Raw genomic sequence first — 19,161 nt, 5'->3', positions numbered from 1 at the left:
CTATGCTCAATGCTCAAGCGCTACCCCTCTACGACCAATGGCCGCAGTCGCCGCCCCGGGCGATCCGCGTTAATATTTGTAATTATTTTGTCCATAGGGATTGGTAACTTGGCTGGATACCTCCATCCTGTCGCGCACAATCCACGAGGTGATTGATGCGCGCCAACTCGTCTGAACCACAAGACACCGTCACAGCAGAACAACCGATCACTCCCACCCGTTTGCGGTGGCTGGACCTGTTGAGCAAGTACCGCCAGCCCATCGGCCTGGCCGTGACGCTCCTGCTGTTTGCAATCGCCCTGATCGCCTGCCGACACCTGCTGCTGGAGCTGGACCTCTACGCACTCCATGATTCGATTCTGGAAGTGCCCAAGCCAGCCTTGCTCGGTGCGTTTGCCGCGGCGGTCGCAGGCTTCATTATCCTGCTCGGTTATGAATTTTCCGGCGCACGCTATGCCGGGGTGAAATTACCCGCCAAGACCCTGGCCCTGGGTGGTTTCACCGCCTTTGCTATCGGCAACGCCATTGGTTTGTCGATGCTCTCGGGCGGTTCGGTGCGTTACCGTTTATATGCACGCCATGGCATCGGTGCCTCGGAAGTGGCGCACATGACCGTATTCGCCAGCCTGGCCCTGGGCTGTGCGCTGCCGCCGCTGGCCGCGCTGGCCACGTTGAGCAACTTGCCAGCCGCCTCCACTTACCTGCATTTATCGCAAAGCCTGCTCGGCGGCATTGCCGGCGCCGTGCTGCTATTGTCGGCCCTGCTGTGCATCGGCATCTATCGCCGCCGCCTGCCGGAGCAACCCTACCCCGACAACCTGCTGGTCAAGGCCGGGCGCCGTACCCTGCGTCTGCCTGGCCGACGCCTGACTTTCCTGCAACTGATCATCACCGCACTGGACGTCGCCGCAGCCGCCACCGTGCTGTATCTGCTGTTGCCGGAAGCTCCGCCCTTCGGCCCGTTCCTGTTGGTGTACCTGCTGGCCCTGGCCGCTGGTGTACTCAGCCATGTGCCGGGCGGCGTGGGCGTATTCGAAGCGATCCTGCTGGCGGCCTTCGCCGACAAACTCGGTGCCGCGCCCCTGGCTGCTGCCTTGCTGCTGTACCGCATGATCTACGTGGTGCTGCCACTGTTGGTCGCCTGTGTATTCCTGCTGGTCAACGAGGCCCAGCGCCTGTTCCAGACCCAGCAAAGCCTGCGGGTAGCGTCGGGGCTGGCAGCGCCAGTATTGGCCGTCCTGGTTTTTTTGTCCGGCGTGGTCCTGCTGTTTTCCGGCGCCACGCCAGAGATCGACTCACGCCTGGAAAACATCGGCTTCCTGATTCCCCATCGTCTGATTGACGCGTCGCACTTCGGTGCCAGCCTGATCGGCGTGTTGTGCCTGTTGCTCGCCCAGGGCTTGCGCCGGCGGTTGTCGGCCGCCTGGATGCTGACCATGGTGTTGCTGCTGGTCGGCGCCCTGCTCTCGCTGCTTAAAGGCTTCGACTGGGAAGAAGCCAGCCTGATGACCATGACCGCAGTGCTGCTGGCCATCTTCCGCCGCTCGTTCTACCGCGCCAGTCGCCTGACCGAGTTACCGTTTTCGCCGCTGTACCTGGTGGCCAGTGTCTGTGTGCTCGGCGCTTCGATCTGGCTGCTGCTGTTTGCCTATCAGGACGTGCCCTACAGCCATCAACTCTGGTGGCAGTTCACCCTCGACGCCAACGCCCCGCGTGGTTTGCGTTCGCTGCTCGGCGCTGCCGTGTTGCTGGTGATCGTGTCGCTGACCTGGCTGCTGCGCACGGCACGCCCGGTCATCCACCTGCCGACCCCGGAAGAACTGGAGCGCGCCAGCAAGATCCTGATGGCCTCGTCCCAACCCGACGGCGGCCTGGCGCTCACCGGCGACAAGGCGCTGCTGTTTCACCCCAACGATGAAGCCTTCCTGATGTATGCCCGTCGCGGGCGTAGCCTGGTGGCTTTGTACGACCCGATCGGCCCGACCCAACCGCGCGCCGAGATGATCTGGCAGTTCCGCGACCTGTGCGACATCCACCACGCCCGCCCAGTGTTCTACCAGGTACGCGCCGAGAACCTGCCGTACTACATGGACATCGGCCTTACCGCGATCAAGCTGGGTGAAGAAGCCCGCGTCGACCTCAAACGCTTTGACCTGGAAGCCAAGGGCAAAGAAATGAAGGATTTGCGCTACACCTGGAACCGTGGCACCCGGGACGGCCTGTCCCTGGAAATCTGCGACCCGGGCAAGGCGCCGATGGATGAATTAAAAGTCATCTCCGATGCCTGGCTTACCGGTAAGAATGTGCGGGAAAAGGGCTTCTCCCTGGGCCGTTTCAGCGATGACTACCTCAAGCACTTTCGTATCGCGATCATTCGCTTCGAAGGGCGCCCGGTGGCCTTCGCCAATTTGCTCGAAACCTACAATCATGACCTTGCCAGCCTCGACCTGATGCGTGCCCACCCGGACGCGCCCAAGCTGACCATGGAATTCATGATGGTGGGCCTGATTCAACATTATAAGAGCCACGACTACGCGCGCTTCAGCCTCGGCATGGTGCCGTTGTCGGGCTTGCAACCGCGCCGTGGCGCGCCGCTGACCCAGCGCCTGGGCTCGATGGTGTTCCGCCGTGGCGAGCAACTGTATAACTTCCAAGGTTTGCGCCGCTTCAAAGACAAGTTCCAGCCCGACTGGGAACCCCGTTACATGGCCGTGCCCGCAGGACTGGATCCGCTGGTGGCATTGGCCGATACCGCCGCCCTGATCGCGGGCGGCTTGACTGGATTGGTGAAACGCTGATGATTCGACGCTCCTGGCGGTATGTATTGGCCTTAGTGGTGCTGCTCGCGCTGATCGCGGCGGGTGGCTTCTGGTACTGGAACCGCCCTGCCCCGCAGCCGACCCTGGAGCACTTGCCCCAGGCCGACGGTTCGGTAATGACCCGCGTAACCCCGGCCAGCAACGCAAAAGCCCGCGTGGCCGTGGCAGTGATGGCCGACGAAACCCTGACCGACAGCCAACTGATTGCCCTGAGCCAAGGCGGTTCAGCGCAACTGGTTCAGGTGGTGCTGCCAAAAGATGACTGCGCGCTGCAGGAAAAAGCCCTGCAAGGCGCCCTGGCCCAGCTGAAAGGCCCGGCAACCCTGGTCAGCGGCATCGGCCCTGGCGCCGCACTCGCCTGGCGCTGGCTGGCCACCCAGAACGACGACAAGGCCAACGCCATCTCCGTGGGCTTCGCCCTGAAACAGGAAGGCTGCAACGACCCGCTGCCGAAAACCGCCGCCCATGGCAGCTGGCTGGTGGCGTGGAACGATAACCCCGACGATGAAAGCGCCAGTTTCGTACGCGACACACCGCGCGCCACCACCAGCATCAGCGACTACGACATTCATTACCCACAGGTGCTGAACAACGAACTGCGCAAGCAACTAGTCGGTTCGGACAACGGCGGCCTGGCGATTCCGGTGGTGGAAGTACCCGCCGGCCAAGCCAAGGACACCGTGACCCTGTTCCTCTCCGGTGACGGCGGCTGGCGCGACCTGGACCGCGACGTGGCGGGCGAGATGGCGAAGATCGGCTACCCGGTGGTGGGCATCGACACCCTGCGCTACTACTGGCAGCACAAGACGCCGGAGCAAAGCGCCAAGGACCTCACCGAGCTGATGCAACACTACCGGCAAAAGTGGGGCACCAAGCGCTTCGTGCTGACCGGTTACTCGTTCGGCGCCGACGTATTGCCAGCGATCTACAACCGTATGCCAGAGAACGAACAGCAACGGGTAGACGCGATCATCCTGCTGGCCTTCGCCCGCACCGGCAGCTTTGAAATCGAAGTGGAAGGCTGGCTGGGCAACGCCGGCAAAGAAGCCGCCACCGGCCCGGAAATGGCCAAGCTGCCGCCTGAGAAAGTCGTGTGCATCTACGGCGCCGAAGAAGTCGACGAGAGTGGCTGCACCGACAAGACCGCCGTGGGCGAAGCCATGAAGCTGCCGGGCGGGCATCACTTCGATGAAAACTACCCGGCGCTGGCCAAGCGGTTGGTGGATGTTATCGTCAAGCATCAGGCCAAAGCCGAGTAATCCCAGGCTGTACACAAGACCCAATGTGGGAGGGGGCTTGCCCCCGATGGCGGTGGATCAGTCACAACATCATTGACTGACACTCTGCTATCGGGGGCAAGCCCCCTCCCACATTTGAATTGCATTGTGAGCTGTATCTAACGCGGTTCGATGTGCGCAATCATCAACTGCACCGTCTCATTGCCACGAAATTCATTCACATCCAGCTTGTAGGCCAATTCCACCCAACGCACGGTCGGGTTTGGCCACACTTCGCGGTCTACCCCAAAGGCGATGCCATCGAGCTTCACAGACCCGCATTCGCTCTTGAGCACTACTTTCAGATGCCGCTCGCCCACCACCCGCTGCTCCACCAACTGGAACACGCCATGGAACAACGGCTCGGGAAAGTGCTGCCCCCACGGGCCGGCATGGCGCAGGGCGCGGGCCAGTTCCAGGTGAAACTCTTCCACCGCCAGGGTGCCGTCTGAAAGCAGGCGGCCGGTGAGGTCTTCTTCGCGTAGTTGCCGACGCACTTCGGCATCAAAGGCTTGCGCAAACAATGGGAAGTTGGCCTTGGGCAAGGTCAGCCCCGCCGCCATGGCGTGGCCGCCGTACTTGGCGATCAGGTTGGGATGCTGGCTGGCGACGACCGCCAACGCATCGCGGATATGAAAGCCTTGCACCGAGCGTCCAGAGCCCTTGAGCAAGCCATCGCCGGCATCGGCGAAGGCAATGGTAGGGCGGAAATAACGCTCCTTCATACGCGACGCGAGAATCCCGATCACCCCTTGGTGCCACTCCGGGTCGAACAGGCACAAGCCGTACGGCATCGACTCTATCGGCAAGTCCTTGAGCTGGGCCAGGGCCTCGCGCTGCATGCCTTGTTCGATGGATTTACGGTCCTGGTTCATGCCGTCCAGTTGCGCGGCCATTTCCCGTGCAGCGGCGAAGTCGGTGGTGAGCAGGCATTCGATGCCCAGGCTCATATCATCCAGGCGTCCGGCAGCATTGAGGCGCGGGCCGAGGATAAAACCCAGGTCGGTGGAGGTGATACGCGCATGATCACGCTTGGCCACTTCCAGGATCGCCTTGATCCCCGGCCGCGCCCGACCGGCCCGAATACGCTCCAGCCCCTGATGCACGAGGATGCGGTTGTTGGCGTCCAGCGGCACCACGTCAGCGACGCTGCCCAGGGCCACGAGGTCGAGCAGTTCACCGATGTTCGGCTGGGGCTTGCTGTCATACCAACCCAGGCTGCGCAACCGTGCACGCAGGGCCATCAACACGTAGAAGATCACGCCGACCCCGGCCAGGGCCTTGCTGGGAAACGTGCAGCCCGGCTGGTTCGGATTGACGATGGCGTCGGCGGCCGGCAGTTCATCGCCGGGCAAGTGGTGGTCGGTCACCAGCACCTGCAACCCCGCCGCTTTCGCCGCCGCCACGCCTTCGACGCTGGAGATACCGTTGTCCACGGTGATCAGCAACTGCGGCTCGCGCTGCAGCGCCACCGCGACGATTTCCGGGGTCAGCCCGTAGCCGTATTCGAAGCGGTTGGGCACTAGGTAATCGACATGGGCCGCCCCGAGCAAACGCAGGCCCAGGGTGCCTACGGTGCTCGCCGTGGCGCCATCGGCGTCGAAGTCACCGACGATCAGGATGCGCTGACGCTGCTCCAGGGCCGTCACCAGCAAGTCCACCGCGGCGTCGATGCCCTTGAGCTGCTGATAGGGAATCAACCGCGCCAGGCTCTTGTCCAGCTCGGCCTCCGACTGCACCCCGCGTGCGGCGTAAAGGCGGGTCAACAGCGGCGGCAGTTCACCGAGAAAAGGCAGGACGGCGGGCAATGGGCGGGGATCGATACGCATACGGTGGTGATAACTTCTCTTTAATAATTGTAGGAGCGAGCTTGCTCGCGAAGGTGGTTAACGATGACGCGTGTGCCTGGGTGAACGCGGTGCCTTGGGTTTTTTCGCGAGCAAGCTCGCTCCTACAGGGGGCCGTGCTCAGCCAGGATTCAACCGCGTTCGCCGACCAGCCATTGCAGTTGCACTTCATGCTGGCCACGGTCATCGGTTACAAAGATCGTGCCTTCGCTGATCATCACGTCCCACTTGATGACGCGGGGCATGTCCTTGGCCAGGGTCTCCAAGACTTCCTGAGGTACGGCAGCGATGTGCACGTTTTTCAGGTTGTTGGCCACCGGTACCACCTTGCCTTCCCACACGCGCAGGCTGCCATAGGCCAGCAGGCTGGTGCGTTCCGTGCGGCGCGAGCACCAGGTCAGGCGGTCGGCATCCGGCTGGCCGACTTCGATCCAGTGCAAAACCCGATCATCCAGGCTTTTTTCCCACAGGGCCGGTTCATCTACATCCGACAGGCCACGCCCGAACGCCAATTGCTCGTTGTACCAGAGGGCGTAGGCCAGCAAGCGCACGGTCATGCGCTCTTCGGTTTCCGAAGGGTGGCGGGCGATGGTCTGTTTGACACTCTCGTACACCGAGCGGTCGAGATCGGTGAGGTTGAGTTCGAATTTGTAGGTCGTGGACGGCTGGGCCATGAACGGGCTTCTAAAGACAAGGAAAGGCGGCCAGTCTAACCGATGGCGAGGGCATTGAACGAATACTGCGCTGCATCCGCGCGGCTCGCCTATGTTAAAAAGCAGTACATCATCGTCCCGCGCTCGTAAGGATCACCATGTCGCTCACTGCCAAACCACTCGCCGGCCTGAAAGTCATCGAACTGGGCACTTTGATCGCCGGCCCGTTTGCCTCACGCATCTGCGCCGAATTCGGCGCCGAGGTGATCAAGGTCGAATCCCCGGACGGCGGCGACCCGCTGCGCAAATGGCGCAAGCTGTATGAAGGCACTTCGCTGTGGTGGTTCGTGCAGGCGCGCAACAAGCAGTCGCTGACGCTCAACCTCAAGCACCCTGAGGGGCTGGCGATCCTCAAGCAACTGTTGGCCGACGCCGACATCCTGATCGAAAACTTCCGCCCAGGCGTGCTGGAGAAACTCGGCCTGAGCTGGGAAACCCTGCACGCCCTCAACCCCAAGTTGGTGATGGTGCGCCTCTCGGGCTTCGGCCAGACCGGGCCGATGAAGGACCAGCCGGGGTTTGGCGCGGTGGGCGAGTCCATGGGCGGCTTGCGCTATATCACCGGCTTCGAGGACCGCCCGCCAGTGCGCACCGGGATCTCCATCGGCGACTCGATTGCCGCGTTGTGGGCGGTGATCGGCGCGCTGATGGCGCTGCGTCACCGCGAAGTCAACGGCGGCCTGGGCCAGGTGGTGGATGTGGCGCTGTATGAAGCCATCTTCGCCATGATGGAAAGCATGATCCCCGAGTTCGATGTGTTCGGGTTTATCCGTGAGCGCACCGGCAACATCATGCCTGGCATCACCCCGTCCTCGATCCACACCACCGCAGACGGCAAGCATGTGCAGATCGGCGCCAATGGCGATGCGATCTTCAAGCGCTTCATGCGCGTGATCGGCCGTGACGACCTGGCGAACGACCCTGCACTGGCCAGCAATGACGGGCGTGACGCTCGCCGCGACGAGCTGTACGGCGTGATTGATCGCTGGGTCAATTCGCTGTCGCTCGACCAGGTGATTGAGCATCTGAATAAAGCCGAGGTGCCCGCCAGCCGCATCTACAGCGCTGAAGACATGCTGGGCGACCCGCAATTCCTGGCCCGGGAAATGTTCCTCAAGGCGCAGTTGCCGGGCGGCAAGGACTTCAAGATGCCCGGCATCGTGCCCAAGCTCTCGGACACACCAGGCAGTTGCGAATGGGTAGGGCCGCAACTGGGTGAACACAACAGCCTGGTGCTCAATGCCCTGGGCTACGACGCGGCGGCTATCACTCGCCTGCGCGAGGATGGCGCGATCTGACAAATCCGAGGCAAAAAGAAACCCCGAGCAGTGGGGAGACAACTCGGGGTTAAACGTGGTCTACAAAAAGACCCGCACAGCAAGCGACAAACACCGGAGCACAATGCCTGCTCTTGCTGTTACAAACTCTGACTGACCACCTTGTAGGAAGGTTCCGAAGAAAAATAATGTTTCATGCCAGTGCGCCGCCACGGGTTTGGGAGGCGTTGCGCAAGGCAGCGATGACTGAAGGTTCCAGGCGCCCTTCGGCGATTTTCAGGTCGCGGAGCAGGCAATCCACCACATCCACCAGCGCGCGCTTGTCGCTCAATTGCGCACGATCGACTTCACGTTCAACCACGATGGCGCCACCGGGGTTCTTCACGGTTACCAGGCAGTCGTCGCGCATACCGGCAGAGGTCAGCGTAACCTGATAAGGGCTCAGTGCTTGGCTGAGCAATAGGTTGATACTCTCCATCTCGATCACCACTCAATCATTCGAAAAAGGTTCGAAAAACAAAAATGTCACGAAGAGGCTGACATTCAAGTGACCCGTGCTCAAAGCAGAAAGTTCTACCTTTTGTGTAATCCACTGCTTGAGGAAAACGAGCATGCACGGAAAAGATGACAGAGAAAAAACAACGGCGCACAGGCTAGAATCCCTGGATTGTCCCGGGAGCCTGCCTTGAGAGCTGCGTCTGAACCGCCCTTGCGTATCGTGATTGCCGATGATCACCCGATTTTCCTGATTGGCCTGCGCGCCGTGCTCGAACGTGACCCGCACGTCAGCATCGTCGGCGAGGCCAATTCCCCCCAGGCCCTCAGTGCGTTATTGCAACACTGTGCCTGCGATGTGGTGGTGACCGACTTCATGATGCCCGTCGAGCCCCAGGCCGACGGGCTGCGCTTGATCGAGCAACTGCGCCGGCACTATCCGCACCTGCCCATTGTGGTGGTGACCATGCTCAACAACGCCGGCTTGTTTCATTCCATCCTGGCATTGGGTGTGATGGGCTTGCTGAGCAAGGCCAGCCTGGCCGATGAGCTGCCCCAGGCGATCCGCCAGGTGCGCCAACAACGCACCTATGTGGCCCAGACCATCCGCCAGGCGCTGAGCCTGGCCGGGGAAGTCGGCGCCGATCGCCTGCATTCCCACGAGCGCCTGTCACCCCGGGAGCTGGAGGTGATTCGCCTGTTGGCCGGTGGCATGACGGTGGGCGAGATCGCCGCGCACCTGCATCGCAGCAAGCAGACCGTCAGCGCGCAAAAAGTCAGCGCCATGCGCAAGCTGGGGCTGGTCAACGATGCCGCCCTGTTTATTTACTTGCAGGAACACGGGCTGGCCTAGCCTGGAACGCGATCCATTGCTTGAGCGCCTCGGCGTCCATCGGCCGGGCGATAAAGCAACCTTGCAGCCACGCCGCCCCCAGTTCCCCCACGGCGTGATAGTCGGCGGCGGTTTCCACGCCGGTGACCACCACGGCAACGTCCAGGCGCGCCGCCATGCTCATGGCGCCCGCCACCACAGCGGCCTTGCGGTCATCATTGGCCATCCCACAGGCAAACGCCGGAGGAATTTTCAGCTCGGTAAACGGCAGTTCCAGCAAATGCTGCAGGCTGGTACCGCCCATGCCGAAGTCGCCGATGGACAACTGGCAACCCAACATGCGCAAGCGCAGCAACCCGGTGACATGGACGCTATCGGTTTTCAATGTCGAGGTTTCCACCAGCTCCAGGGTCAGGCTATGGGCGGGCACACCGTGCAACTGCAGCAGCCCTTGCAGCACCTGGGGGAAGTGCTCGCGCTCCAGCATGCGCCCGGGAATATTCACAGCCACTGGCAGCACCTGGCCGCTTTCGCCCATCACCTGGTTCGCCAGGCCAAGCGCCTGCTCCAGCACATGCCAGGTAAACGCCTCTTCCATGCCGGCAAACTCCAGCACCGGCAGGAACTCGTCAGGCAGCAACAACTCACCGTCCTGCAACTGCCAACGCGCCAGCGCCTCCACCCCTTGCAACACACCGGCCTGACTGACGATGGGCTGGTACCAGACCCTGCCACACGCCGCGATAGTTGCCTGGCTGACATCCGCCGAGGGCGGCAGTTGTTCCCGCTCGCACAAGCCCAGCAATTGGCGCACGCGCTCCCAGGACAGCACCGCTGGCCCTGGGCGCAAGTGCTCCTGACAATCGCTCAGTACTCGCCCGATCAGCTTGGCCGAGGCCGGCTTGGGCAAACATGCCAGGACCTTGAGCCCCAAATGCCGGGCCATGTTCGCTACGCCCTCCAGCACGTCGGGCTCGGCGTTGCTGAGCAGGATCAACACCTGGGCCAGGCGGCGCTCCGCCAACTCGCGGATCAATTCCAGGCCATCGCCCTGCTCCAGGTACAGATCGCAGATGGCGATATCCACCGGGCCTTTGCTGTCCAGAGACTGGCGGGCGGTTTCGACCGTTTCCGCGGCCCGTACATTGAACACGCCGTTGGCATTGAGCATCTGGTGCAGCGCCATCAGTTGAAACGGATTGTCTTCGAGGATCAGGACGTTCAGGGATCGCATGGGTAAGGGTGTCGGTACAGGGAAAGTCCTGCACAGTAGCCATATGCTGTGGTGTACCCCATAGGACGTGTCCTAAATGGGGTCTGTAGGAGCGAGCTTGCTCGCGAAAAACGTTAACGATAACGCGGGCTTCCTGGGTAAACGCGGCGCTTGTGAGTTTTTCGCGAGCAAGCTCGTTCCTACAGTGTGTTAGGCATCCAGATAGGGTTGCAGGTCGCGACGAAACGCCTTGAGCACCCCGGACAACCGCAACCAGGGTGCTTCAAGCTCGGCGCCGCGCTGCTCGCGGGCGCACTGCTCAAGAGCGACACAGGCCTTGGCGAGCGGCAGTGCATCCACCAGCGAGCAAATGCCCTTGAGCCGGTGCAGCGATGCATTCAAACGTGCCACGTCGCGCTCGGCCAGGGCACCCGCCAATATCTCGTGTTCGTGGTCCAGGCTCTTGGCCAGTTCCTGCAACATGCTCTGCAGCACCGGGCCATCGGCCTGGGTCATGGTGCGCAGGGCCTGGATATCGAACGAACGCTGGGGCGCCACGCGGGCCAGCACTTGGGTCCAGTGTTCCAGGGTCACCGGCTTGACCAGCAGTTCATCCATACCGGCGTCCTCGCAGCGGCGTTGTTCATCTTTCATGGCGTTCGCGGTGCAACCCACCAGCGCGCTGCGAGGCCGTTGCTCCTCGGCTTCGAGGCGCCGTATAGCCGCACTCAAGGCATAGCCGGACATGCCGGGCATCTGGCAATCGGTGACCAGCACATCAAAACGCTGCTCACGCCAGCGTTGCAACGCGGCCTCGGCCGACTCCAGGGCGACCACCTGGTGACCGAGGAACTGTAACTGCTGCGCCAGCACCAGGCGGTTGGCCGCCAAATCATCCACCACCAGTACCGACAGGCTACGCCCCGTCGGTGACAACGTCGCGGTGGGCGTTGCCGGCACATCATCGGTGCTGACCCGGTCCAGGCGCAGGTCAATACACACCACCGTCCCCTCACCCACCACGCTGTCGAGGTGAATGCTCCCGCCCATCAATTCCACCAGTTGCTTGCAGATGCTCAGGCCCAGACCGGTGCCGCCGTGTTGCGCGGCGGTCAAGGCGCTCACCTGGGTAAACGGTTTGAACACCCGCGGCTGCTGCTCGGCGCTGATGCCCGGGCCGCTGTCTTTGACGCACAGGTGCAGGTATTCGGTATCGGTCTCATCCCGTTGGCAGGTCACGCTGAGGTGAACCCCGCCCCGCTCGGTAAACTTGAGCGCATTGCCCAACAGGTTGTGCATCACCTGGCGTAACCGCAGCGGGTCGAACCAGTAATAACCCTGAGCAGCCGGATCAAACGCCAGGGTCAGATGCAGGCCCTTTTTTTGCGCCGTGGCTTCGAACAGGCTCTGGATACCTTCGAAAAAGCGCTTCAACTCAGTGGTCTGTGGCGCCAGTTGCAGGTGGCCGGCCTCGATCTTGGCCAAGTCCAGGCTGTCGCCCATCAGCGCAATCAGCTCGCGCGCCGAACGATGGGCCACCTGCAGCGCCTCGGAAACCGGCTGGCCGCTTGCCAGGCAACGCTCTTGCTCCAGTTCGAGCAAGCCAATGATGGCAGTCATGGGGGTGCGAATCTCGTGGCTCAAGGCCGATAGAAATGCACTTTTGGCGTAGTTCGCTTCGTCGGCGGCCTGACGAGCGTCCATCAACTGGCGCTCCAGGTCTTTGCGTTCGTTGATATCGATCCAGCCGCCTAACAACCCTTGCAGGCGACCTTGGGCGTCGAAAAAGGGCACCGTCCACTGATAGACGTGATAAGTGCCGGCGTTGAGCTCCAATTGCCGGTCGACAAACAACGGCTGCTGCGTGGCCAATTGCTCCATGTGTCCAGCGTGCAGGCGTGCCGCCGTGGCGTCGGGCATGACCTTGCTCTCCATCAGCGTCAGGCCCTGGATCAGCTCCAGCCGGGTCACCAGTTGCTGTTCATAACTTTTATTGCAGGTCACCAGCCGTCCGGCCAGGTCGCGGACGAACAGCGGGTTGGGCATGCCGTCGAGCAATGCGCGCTTGAACGCCAATTGGTCATTGAGCCGTTGCTCGGCCTCCAGCCGTTGGCGAATCTGGCGCTTGAGCCGGCTGTTCCACACCAGCGACACCAACACAAACAGCAGCGCCGTGGCCACCGTCCAATAGGCCCATGGCGGTACGCGTTGCCAGGCGGGCGGCGGGATCGCGACGGCGCCGATCCAACGCAGGCGCAAGGCACTCAACTCCGCTACCGGCAACGCCTCCAGGGCTTTATTCAAAATGCTCAGCAGCTCAGGCTGGTCCTTGCGCACCGACAGGCAGTTGGACGACCACTTGCCATCGACACTGCGACCGATACGCAGGCCATCTTCCGGGTAACTCTGCACTTCCACTTCAGTCTGTATCGTAGCGGCAGCCTCGCCCCGTCGTACCAGCTCACGGGCCTGGATGTAATTGTCCACCAGGCGCAACTTGATGAGCGGATGGTCATGGCGAATCTGGCTCTCCATGACGTGGCGCGCCGGCAGTGCCAGCACCTTACCGTCCAACTGGTTCAAGCCAGTCAAGGGCGCGGCATCGGTACGTTCGATAAACACCCAGCCGGAACCGCCGAAACCATGGCTGAAGTCGAGCAGCGCACTGCGCTCCTGATTCACAGCCAGGGTTGTGTTCATCTGCGCCCGGCCCGTTTCCAGCCATTCCAGGGTTTGCGCGGTAGAGCCCACCTCTTCATAGATGAACTGCAAACCGGTCATGCGCGAGATGCGATTCAACAGGTCGACATTCAAGCCAACCCAGCGGCCATCCTTGTCCCTGAAGATGTAAGGCGACAATTGCTGGGCTACCACCACGACATGGGGATGTTCTCGTACCCAGGCCTGCTCCGACGCCGACAACGCAACGCGCTCCCCACTGATGCCGACGCCGAGCCCGGTGGTCCAGCGTGCGAGAATTTCGCGCTGCACCGACTCGTCGAGGCTTGCCAGCGCGCGGTTCATCATGGCCCCCAGCAACGGATCGGCCTGACGAGTGGCGAAGGCAAAACCGATGGGCGCCAGCCGGCTCTGCTCCTTGATCTGCAACCCCAGGTAAGGCCGCAGCGATTTATAGGCGCGCACAATCACTTCATTGCCGATAAACGCATCGGCGTCGCCTTGCTTCAAGGCTTCGAGGCCGCTGTAGAGGTTGGGCGCGAGCATGATGTGGCTGTCCGGATACGCCGCGTGAACCTTCTGCACGTTGGCGTAGCCGTCGAGCAACACCAGCTTCTTGCCGGCCAGATCGTCGTCTTGGGTATCGTCGCGACGCAGCACCACCACCGAACGGTCGGGCATGTAGTCCGGGGTGAACTGCAGGCCGGGTACGTCACGCTCGTAGCCGTTGGCACTGGTGAGAATATCGATGGTGCCGTTACGCAGCGCTTCGACCGCCTGGGCGCGCTCGGAGAAGCCCAGCACTTGCATGGGCACACCCAGCCGCGCGCCAACCAGGCTCAAGTAATCGGCGCTGATGCCCTGGTAGCGATTGCGGTCGCGGGTGATGTCGATCGGCTGGTAGTCATCTATCGAGATGCCCACCTTCAATGTCCGATGCGCCGCCAGCCACTGCTGCTCCGTTGGCGCCAGAGGCATAGGTTCAAGCGGGATAAACGCCGGCACCAGTTTGAACGGCAGGCTGACAGCGGCCAGGCTCATGGGCACCTGGATGAGCCACAACAGGCACACCAGCTTCAACGTCCATTGGATCAAAACCTGCACCGGTTGGGTTTCCTTGATTGGGCGAATGGGCAAGTATGGCTCGCCAGAATGAAAAAGCCCGTCACGAGGACGGGCTTGGCCGACTGCAAAAAGCTGAATGCTGCCCCACCGCGTCTTGGGTGGATGAAACCGCTCCCACATTTTGGATCGATGGGCAGCAGAAAGATGCCCATCGGCCTTCAGAACGCACTGTCGATCAGAGCGGCTTGCCGCGATTGCCGTGCTGGCTGACGAACGCCTGCACCGCCTTCAGGTCATTGGCCAACACGGTGCAGCGCTCTTCGCGCTCGAACAGGTCGGTCAAATGCTCCGGCAGTTCCAGCGCCTTGCCAATGCCGGCTTTCTCGACCGCTTCCGGGAACTTGACCGGGTGCGCGGTACCGAGGATCACCATTGGAATATCCAGGCTGCGGCGGCATTCGCGGGCGGCTTTCACGCCGATAGCCGTGTGCGGGTCGAGCACTTCGCCGGTCTCGGCATAGACCTGCGCGATGGTTTCGCAGGTCTGCGCATCGTCCACGGCCAGGGAATCGAACAGCTTGCGGGTTTCGGTCCAGCGCTCTTGCTCGACGCTGAAACCGCCACCTTGCTTGAAGCTGTTCATCAACTCGGCCAGGGCTGCGCCGTTACGACCGTGCATGTCGAACAGCAGGCGCTCGAAGTTCGACGACACCATGATGTCCATGGACGGCGACAGCGTGGCGTGCAGGGTTTCCTTCACATACTGGTTGCCGCTCATGAAGCGATGCAGGATGTCGTTGCGGTTGGTGGCGACGATCAACTGGTTGATCGGCAGGCCCATGTTGCGCGCCAGGTAACCGGCGAAGATGTCGCCAAAGTTGCCAGTCGGCACCGAGAACGACACCGAACGCGCCGGGCCGCCCAGCTGCAGGGATGCGTGGAAGTAGTAGACGATCTGGGCCATGATCCTCGCCCAGTTGATCGAGTTGACCGCCACCAGGCGCGTGCCCTTGAGGAAGCTCTGGTCAGCGAAGCTGTTCTTGACCATTTCCTGGCAGTCATCGAAGTTGCCTTCGATGGCGATGTTGTGGATGTTCTCACCGAAGATGGTGGTCATCTGCCGACGTTGCACTTCCGACACGCGCTTGTGCGGGTGCAGGATGAAGATGTCGACGTTTTCGCAGTGCTTGCACCCCTCGATGGCCGCCGAGCCGGTATCGCCGGAGGTGGCGCCGATGATCACCACGCGCTCGCCACGTTTTTCCAGCACGTAGTCGAGCAGGCGACCGAGCAGTTGCAGGGCGAAGTCCTTGAACGCCAGGGTCGGGCCGTGGAACAGCTCCAGTACCCACTCATTGCCGTTCAGTTGGCGCAGGGGCGCGATGGCGTTGTGGGAAAACACGCCATAGGTTTCTTCCAGAATCTTCTTGAAATCCGCATCCGGAATGCTGCCGGTCACGAACGGGCGCATCACTCGGAAAGCCAGCTCGTGATACGGCAGGCCGGCCCAGGAGGCGATTTCTTCCTGGGTGAAGCGTGGCAGGTTTTCCGGCACGTACAGGCCGCCGTCGGTGGCAAGGCCTGCCAGCAGAACGTCTTCGAAATTCAGGGCCGGTGCCTGGCCGCGGGTGCTGATGTAACGCATGACTGGCTCCTCTAAAACATTCTCGAACAAGGGCCGCCGGATGGACGGGGCCCCTGGAACAAATCGGTTAGTTCAAGTGTTCGACGCGAATCCGCACCACCGGGCCGACCACACCTTGCAAGGCTTCCAAGGCGTGGATGGCATCGTTGATGTGCTGTTCGAGCACGCGGTGGGTCAGCAGGATCATCGGCACCTGGCCGTTTTGCTCCTCGACTTCCTTCTGCATGATCGACTCGATGTTGATACCGCGCTCCGACAGAATGCTGGCGACCTGCGCCAACACACCTGGATGATCCTTGGCCTGAATACGCAGGTAGTAGGCACTTTCGCAGGCTTCGATCGGCAGGATCGGGTGGGCCGACAGCGAGTCCGGCTGGAACGCCAGGTGCGGCACGCGGTTTTCCGGGTCGCTGGTCATGGCGCGAACCACGTCCACCAGGTCGGCGATCACCGACGACGCGGTCGGCTCCATGCCGGCACCGGCGCCGTAGAACAGGGTGGAACCGGCGGCGTCGCCGTTGACCATCACCGCGTTCATCACGCCGTTGACGTTGGCGATCAGGCGGTCGGCCGGGATCAGCGTCGGGTGAACCCGCAACTCGATGCCCGCCGGGGTGCTGCGCGCCACGCCCAGGTGCTTGATACGGTAGCCCAGGGCTTCGGCGTAGTTGACGTCGGCGGTGGTCAGCTTGGTGATGCCTTCGGTGTAGGCCTTGTCGAACTGCAGCGGGATACCAAAGGCGATGGACGCCAGGATGGTCAGCTTGTGGGCCGCGTCAATGCCTTCCACGTCGAAGGTCGGGTCGGCTTCGGCATAACCCAGGGCCTGGGCTTCGGCCAGCACGTCTTCGAAGGTACGGCCCTTCTCGCGCATTTCGGTGAGGATGAAGTTACCGGTGCCGTTGATGATGCCGGCCACCCAGTTGATGCGGTTGGCGGACAGGCCTTCGCGGATCGCCTTGATCACCGGGATACCACCGGCCACCGCGGCTTCGAACGCCACGATCACGCCCTTCTCGCGGGCCTTGGCGAAGATCTCGTTGCCGTGCACGGCGATGAGCGCCTTGTTGGCGGTGACCACGTGTTTACCGTTCTCGATGGCCTTGAGCACCAGCTCGCGGGCCACGGTGTAGCCGCCTACCAGCTCGATAACGATATCGATCTCAGGGTTGGTGGCCACGGCGAACACATCGTTGGTAATCGCAATACCGGTCGTTTCGAACTGAGGCTTTGGTGAACGCGTGGCAATCTGCGCCACTTCAATCCCGCGACCTGCGCGGCGGGAAATTTCTTCAGCGTTACGCTGAAGTACGTTGAAGGTACCGCCACCGACGGTCCCTAACCCACAGATGCCTACTTTGACCGGTTTCACTGAAGAACTCCCCATGAAACGGCCGACGCTAGGTCGGCCGTGAAAACAGCCGCACAACTGCGGCTCTCAATTAATGGCCAGCCGACGGTTCGGCGGGCCATGATCGTCAAAAGCTCAACGATAAATGCTTACTTGGCACCCAGTGCCAGTTTGGCAACTTGCGGCGCCGGCTGGTAGCCCGGAATCACCTGGCCGTCGGCCAAAACGATGGCCGGTGTACCGTTCACACCAATGGACTGGCCCAGGGCGAACTGCTTGGAAACCGGGTTGGCGCATTTGGCCGATTTGATTTCCTTGCCATCGACCATCTTGTCCATGGCTGCTTTCTTGTCGGCCGAGCACCACACCGCCTGCAACTGCTCGTCACCCGGCGAACCCAGGCCCTGGCGCGGGAAGGCGACGTAGCGCACTTCCACGCCCAGCTTGTTCAGCGCCGGTATTTCAGCGTGCAGCTTGTGGCAGTACGGGCACGTGGTGTCGGTGAACACGGTGATGTGGGTCTTGGTTTCGCCAATGGCGGGGTAAACCACGGTTTCAGCCACCGGGATGCCGTTGATCAGCTTCGACACGCCCAGGCGCTCGGCCTTCTCGGTCAGGTTGACCGGCTTGCCATCCTTGAGCTGGAACAGGTAGCCCTGGACGATGTACTGGCCATCGGCACTGGCGTACAGCACGCGGCTGCCCTTGAGCTTGACTTCATACAGGCCGGCCATGGGGCTGGCGCTGATGCTTTCGATAGGCGTGTCGAGCGCCAGGTTGGCCAGGCTCTTGCGAATGGTTTGCTCGGCCGCATCATCGGCGACCGCAAAGGTGGAAACCAACGCAATGGCTGCGGCGGCAATAATCTGGGTCAAGCGCATGGGAACTCCTGAAGGCAGAGGCAGGGACGGGAGCAGAATACTGATCTGGACCACAATGGATGCCGTCCCCTTTGCGAACCGGCAAAGCCTACCACAGTTGGGCGGGAGGGCAGACCGCGACAGGTAAAATGGGCCATTTCTAACGGTTTTATCCGCGCGGGTGATGCTTGGCGTGCATGTCCTGCAAACGTGCGCGTGCCACATGGGTGTAGATCTGGGTTGTGGATAAGTCGCTGTGCCCAAGCAGCATTTGCACCACGCGCAAATCCGCGCCGTGGTTGAGCAAATGGGTGGCGAACGCATGGCGCAAGGTGTGGGGTGACAGCGCCTTGCCGATCCCGGCCACTTTGGCCTGGTGCTTGATGCGGTGCCAGAAGGTCTGGCGGGTCATTTGCTCGCCGCGCTGGCTGGGAAACAGCACGTCGCTGGGGCGCCCACCAAGCAGTTCGTGGCGCGCATCGCGCATGTAGCGCTCGACCCACACAATCGCCTCCTCGCCCATCGGCACCAGCCGCTCCTTGCTGCCCTTGCCCATCACGCGCAACACGCCCTGGCGCAGGTTGACCTGCTCCAGGGTCAGGCTGATCAGTTCGGTCACGCGCAGGCCGCAGGCATACAGCACCTCCAGCATGGCACGGTCGCGCTGGCCGATGGCCTCGCTCAGGTCCGGGGCCGCGAGCAAAGCATCGACGTCGGCTTCCGACAAGGACTTGGGCAACGGCCTGCCCAACTGCGGCATGTCGATTTGCAGGGTCGGGTCGACGGCAATGAGTTTTTCCCGCAGCAGGTAGCGATAAAAGCCACGCACGCCGGAGAGGAATCGCGCAGTGGAGCGCGGTTTGTAGTTCTGCTCCAGGCGCCAGGCCAGGTGATCGAGGATCAACTCGCGCCCGGCATTGATCAGCTCAAGGTTTTTTTCCTGCAGCCAGCCGTTGAACAGGGCCAGGTCGCTGCGGTAGGCCTGGCGGGTGTTGTCCGACAGGCCTTTTTCCAGCCAGAGGGCGTCGAGGAAACGGTCGATCAAAGGGTGGTCGATGGCGGGCATGGGTACTCGAAGCAGCGCAGCA

Annotated in this window: 13 protein-coding genes; 4 read left to right on the top strand and 9 right to left on the bottom strand. The window is 62.0% G+C overall.

What is annotated here, in order from left to right; genetic code table 11:
• Positions 1 to 155: 155 nt before the first annotated feature.
• Positions 156 to 2,798 (top strand): bifunctional lysylphosphatidylglycerol flippase/synthetase MprF, encoded by a 2,643-nt coding sequence (mprF, locus tag BUE92_RS07490; protein ID WP_073522845.1) that lies wholly within the window; start codon positions 156 to 158, stop codon positions 2,796 to 2,798.
• Entirely contained in the window at positions 2,798 to 4,078 is a 1,281-nt protein-coding gene (locus BUE92_RS07485; protein WP_073522844.1) for a virulence factor family protein, read from the top strand. Before mprF ends, BUE92_RS07485 begins: the two co-directional genes overlap by 1 nt.
• Positions 4,079 to 4,215: 137 nt before the next feature.
• Here the strand turns inward: BUE92_RS07485 and recJ are convergent, their stop codons facing one another.
• Complete coding sequence (recJ, locus tag BUE92_RS07480; protein WP_073522843.1) at positions 4,216 to 5,925, bottom strand: single-stranded-DNA-specific exonuclease RecJ; 1,710 nt, start codon at positions 5,923 to 5,925, stop codon at positions 4,216 to 4,218.
• Positions 5,926 to 6,074: 149 nt separating this feature from the next.
• Positions 6,075 to 6,617, bottom strand: a complete 543-nt coding sequence (locus tag BUE92_RS07475) for a YaeQ family protein (RefSeq protein WP_003193952.1) — start codon at positions 6,615 to 6,617, stop codon at positions 6,075 to 6,077.
• 137 nt (positions 6,618 to 6,754) lie between these two features.
• Here BUE92_RS07475 and BUE92_RS07470 point away from each other — a divergent pair, with 137 nt between their 5' ends.
• Positions 6,755 to 7,954, top strand: coding sequence for a CaiB/BaiF CoA transferase family protein (locus tag BUE92_RS07470; RefSeq protein ID WP_020301356.1), 1,200 nt, complete (start codon positions 6,755 to 6,757; stop codon positions 7,952 to 7,954).
• 172 nt (positions 7,955 to 8,126) lie between these two features.
• Here the strand turns inward: BUE92_RS07470 and BUE92_RS07465 are convergent, their stop codons facing one another.
• Positions 8,127 to 8,411, bottom strand: coding sequence for a DUF3509 domain-containing protein (locus BUE92_RS07465; protein WP_020301357.1), 285 nt, complete (start codon positions 8,409 to 8,411; stop codon positions 8,127 to 8,129).
• Between the two features lie 207 nt (positions 8,412 to 8,618).
• Between BUE92_RS07465 and BUE92_RS07460 the strand changes: the two genes are divergently transcribed.
• Positions 8,619 to 9,281, top strand: coding sequence for a response regulator transcription factor (locus tag BUE92_RS07460; RefSeq protein ID WP_073522842.1), 663 nt, complete (start codon positions 8,619 to 8,621; stop codon positions 9,279 to 9,281).
• On the opposite strand, the gene BUE92_RS07455 is transcribed toward BUE92_RS07460, so the two are convergent.
• The 6 genes from BUE92_RS07455 to xerD all read right to left on the bottom strand — a co-directional run bounded on the left by BUE92_RS07455 (position 9,250) and on the right by xerD (position 19,139).
• Positions 9,250 to 10,494 (bottom strand): EAL domain-containing response regulator, encoded by a 1,245-nt coding sequence (locus BUE92_RS07455; protein WP_073522841.1) that lies wholly within the window; start codon positions 10,492 to 10,494, stop codon positions 9,250 to 9,252. The genes BUE92_RS07460 and BUE92_RS07455 overlap by 32 nt on opposite strands.
• 189 nt (positions 10,495 to 10,683) lie before the next feature.
• A complete protein-coding gene (locus tag BUE92_RS07450; RefSeq protein WP_073523096.1) occupies positions 10,684 to 14,256 on the bottom strand; it encodes an ATP-binding protein in 3,573 nt (1,190 codons plus the stop codon).
• A 196-nt stretch (positions 14,257 to 14,452) separates the two neighbouring features.
• On the bottom strand, positions 14,453 to 15,862 hold the full coding sequence (gene thrC, locus BUE92_RS07445) for a threonine synthase (protein ID WP_003193958.1): 1,410 nt from the start codon (positions 15,860 to 15,862) through the stop codon (positions 14,453 to 14,455).
• A 67-nt stretch (positions 15,863 to 15,929) separates the two neighbouring features.
• Positions 15,930 to 17,234, bottom strand: coding sequence for a homoserine dehydrogenase (locus BUE92_RS07440; RefSeq protein ID WP_073522840.1), 1,305 nt, complete (start codon positions 17,232 to 17,234; stop codon positions 15,930 to 15,932).
• A gap of 128 nt (positions 17,235 to 17,362) precedes the next feature.
• Positions 17,363 to 18,094, bottom strand: coding sequence for a thioredoxin fold domain-containing protein (locus BUE92_RS07435; protein ID WP_005791088.1), 732 nt, complete (start codon positions 18,092 to 18,094; stop codon positions 17,363 to 17,365).
• Positions 18,095 to 18,242: 148 nt separating this feature from the next.
• Complete coding sequence (gene xerD, locus BUE92_RS07430) at positions 18,243 to 19,139, bottom strand: site-specific tyrosine recombinase XerD (protein ID WP_020301360.1); 897 nt, start codon at positions 19,137 to 19,139, stop codon at positions 18,243 to 18,245.
• Positions 19,140 to 19,161: the final 22 nt, after the last annotated feature.

It is taken from the genome of Pseudomonas fluorescens (assembly GCF_001902145.1).
Classification (GTDB): Bacteria; Pseudomonadota; Gammaproteobacteria; order Pseudomonadales; family Pseudomonadaceae; genus Aquipseudomonas; species Aquipseudomonas fluorescens_BV.
The sequence above is the reverse complement of the archived record's forward strand: the minus strand, read 5'-3'. Positions and strand labels throughout refer to the sequence as shown.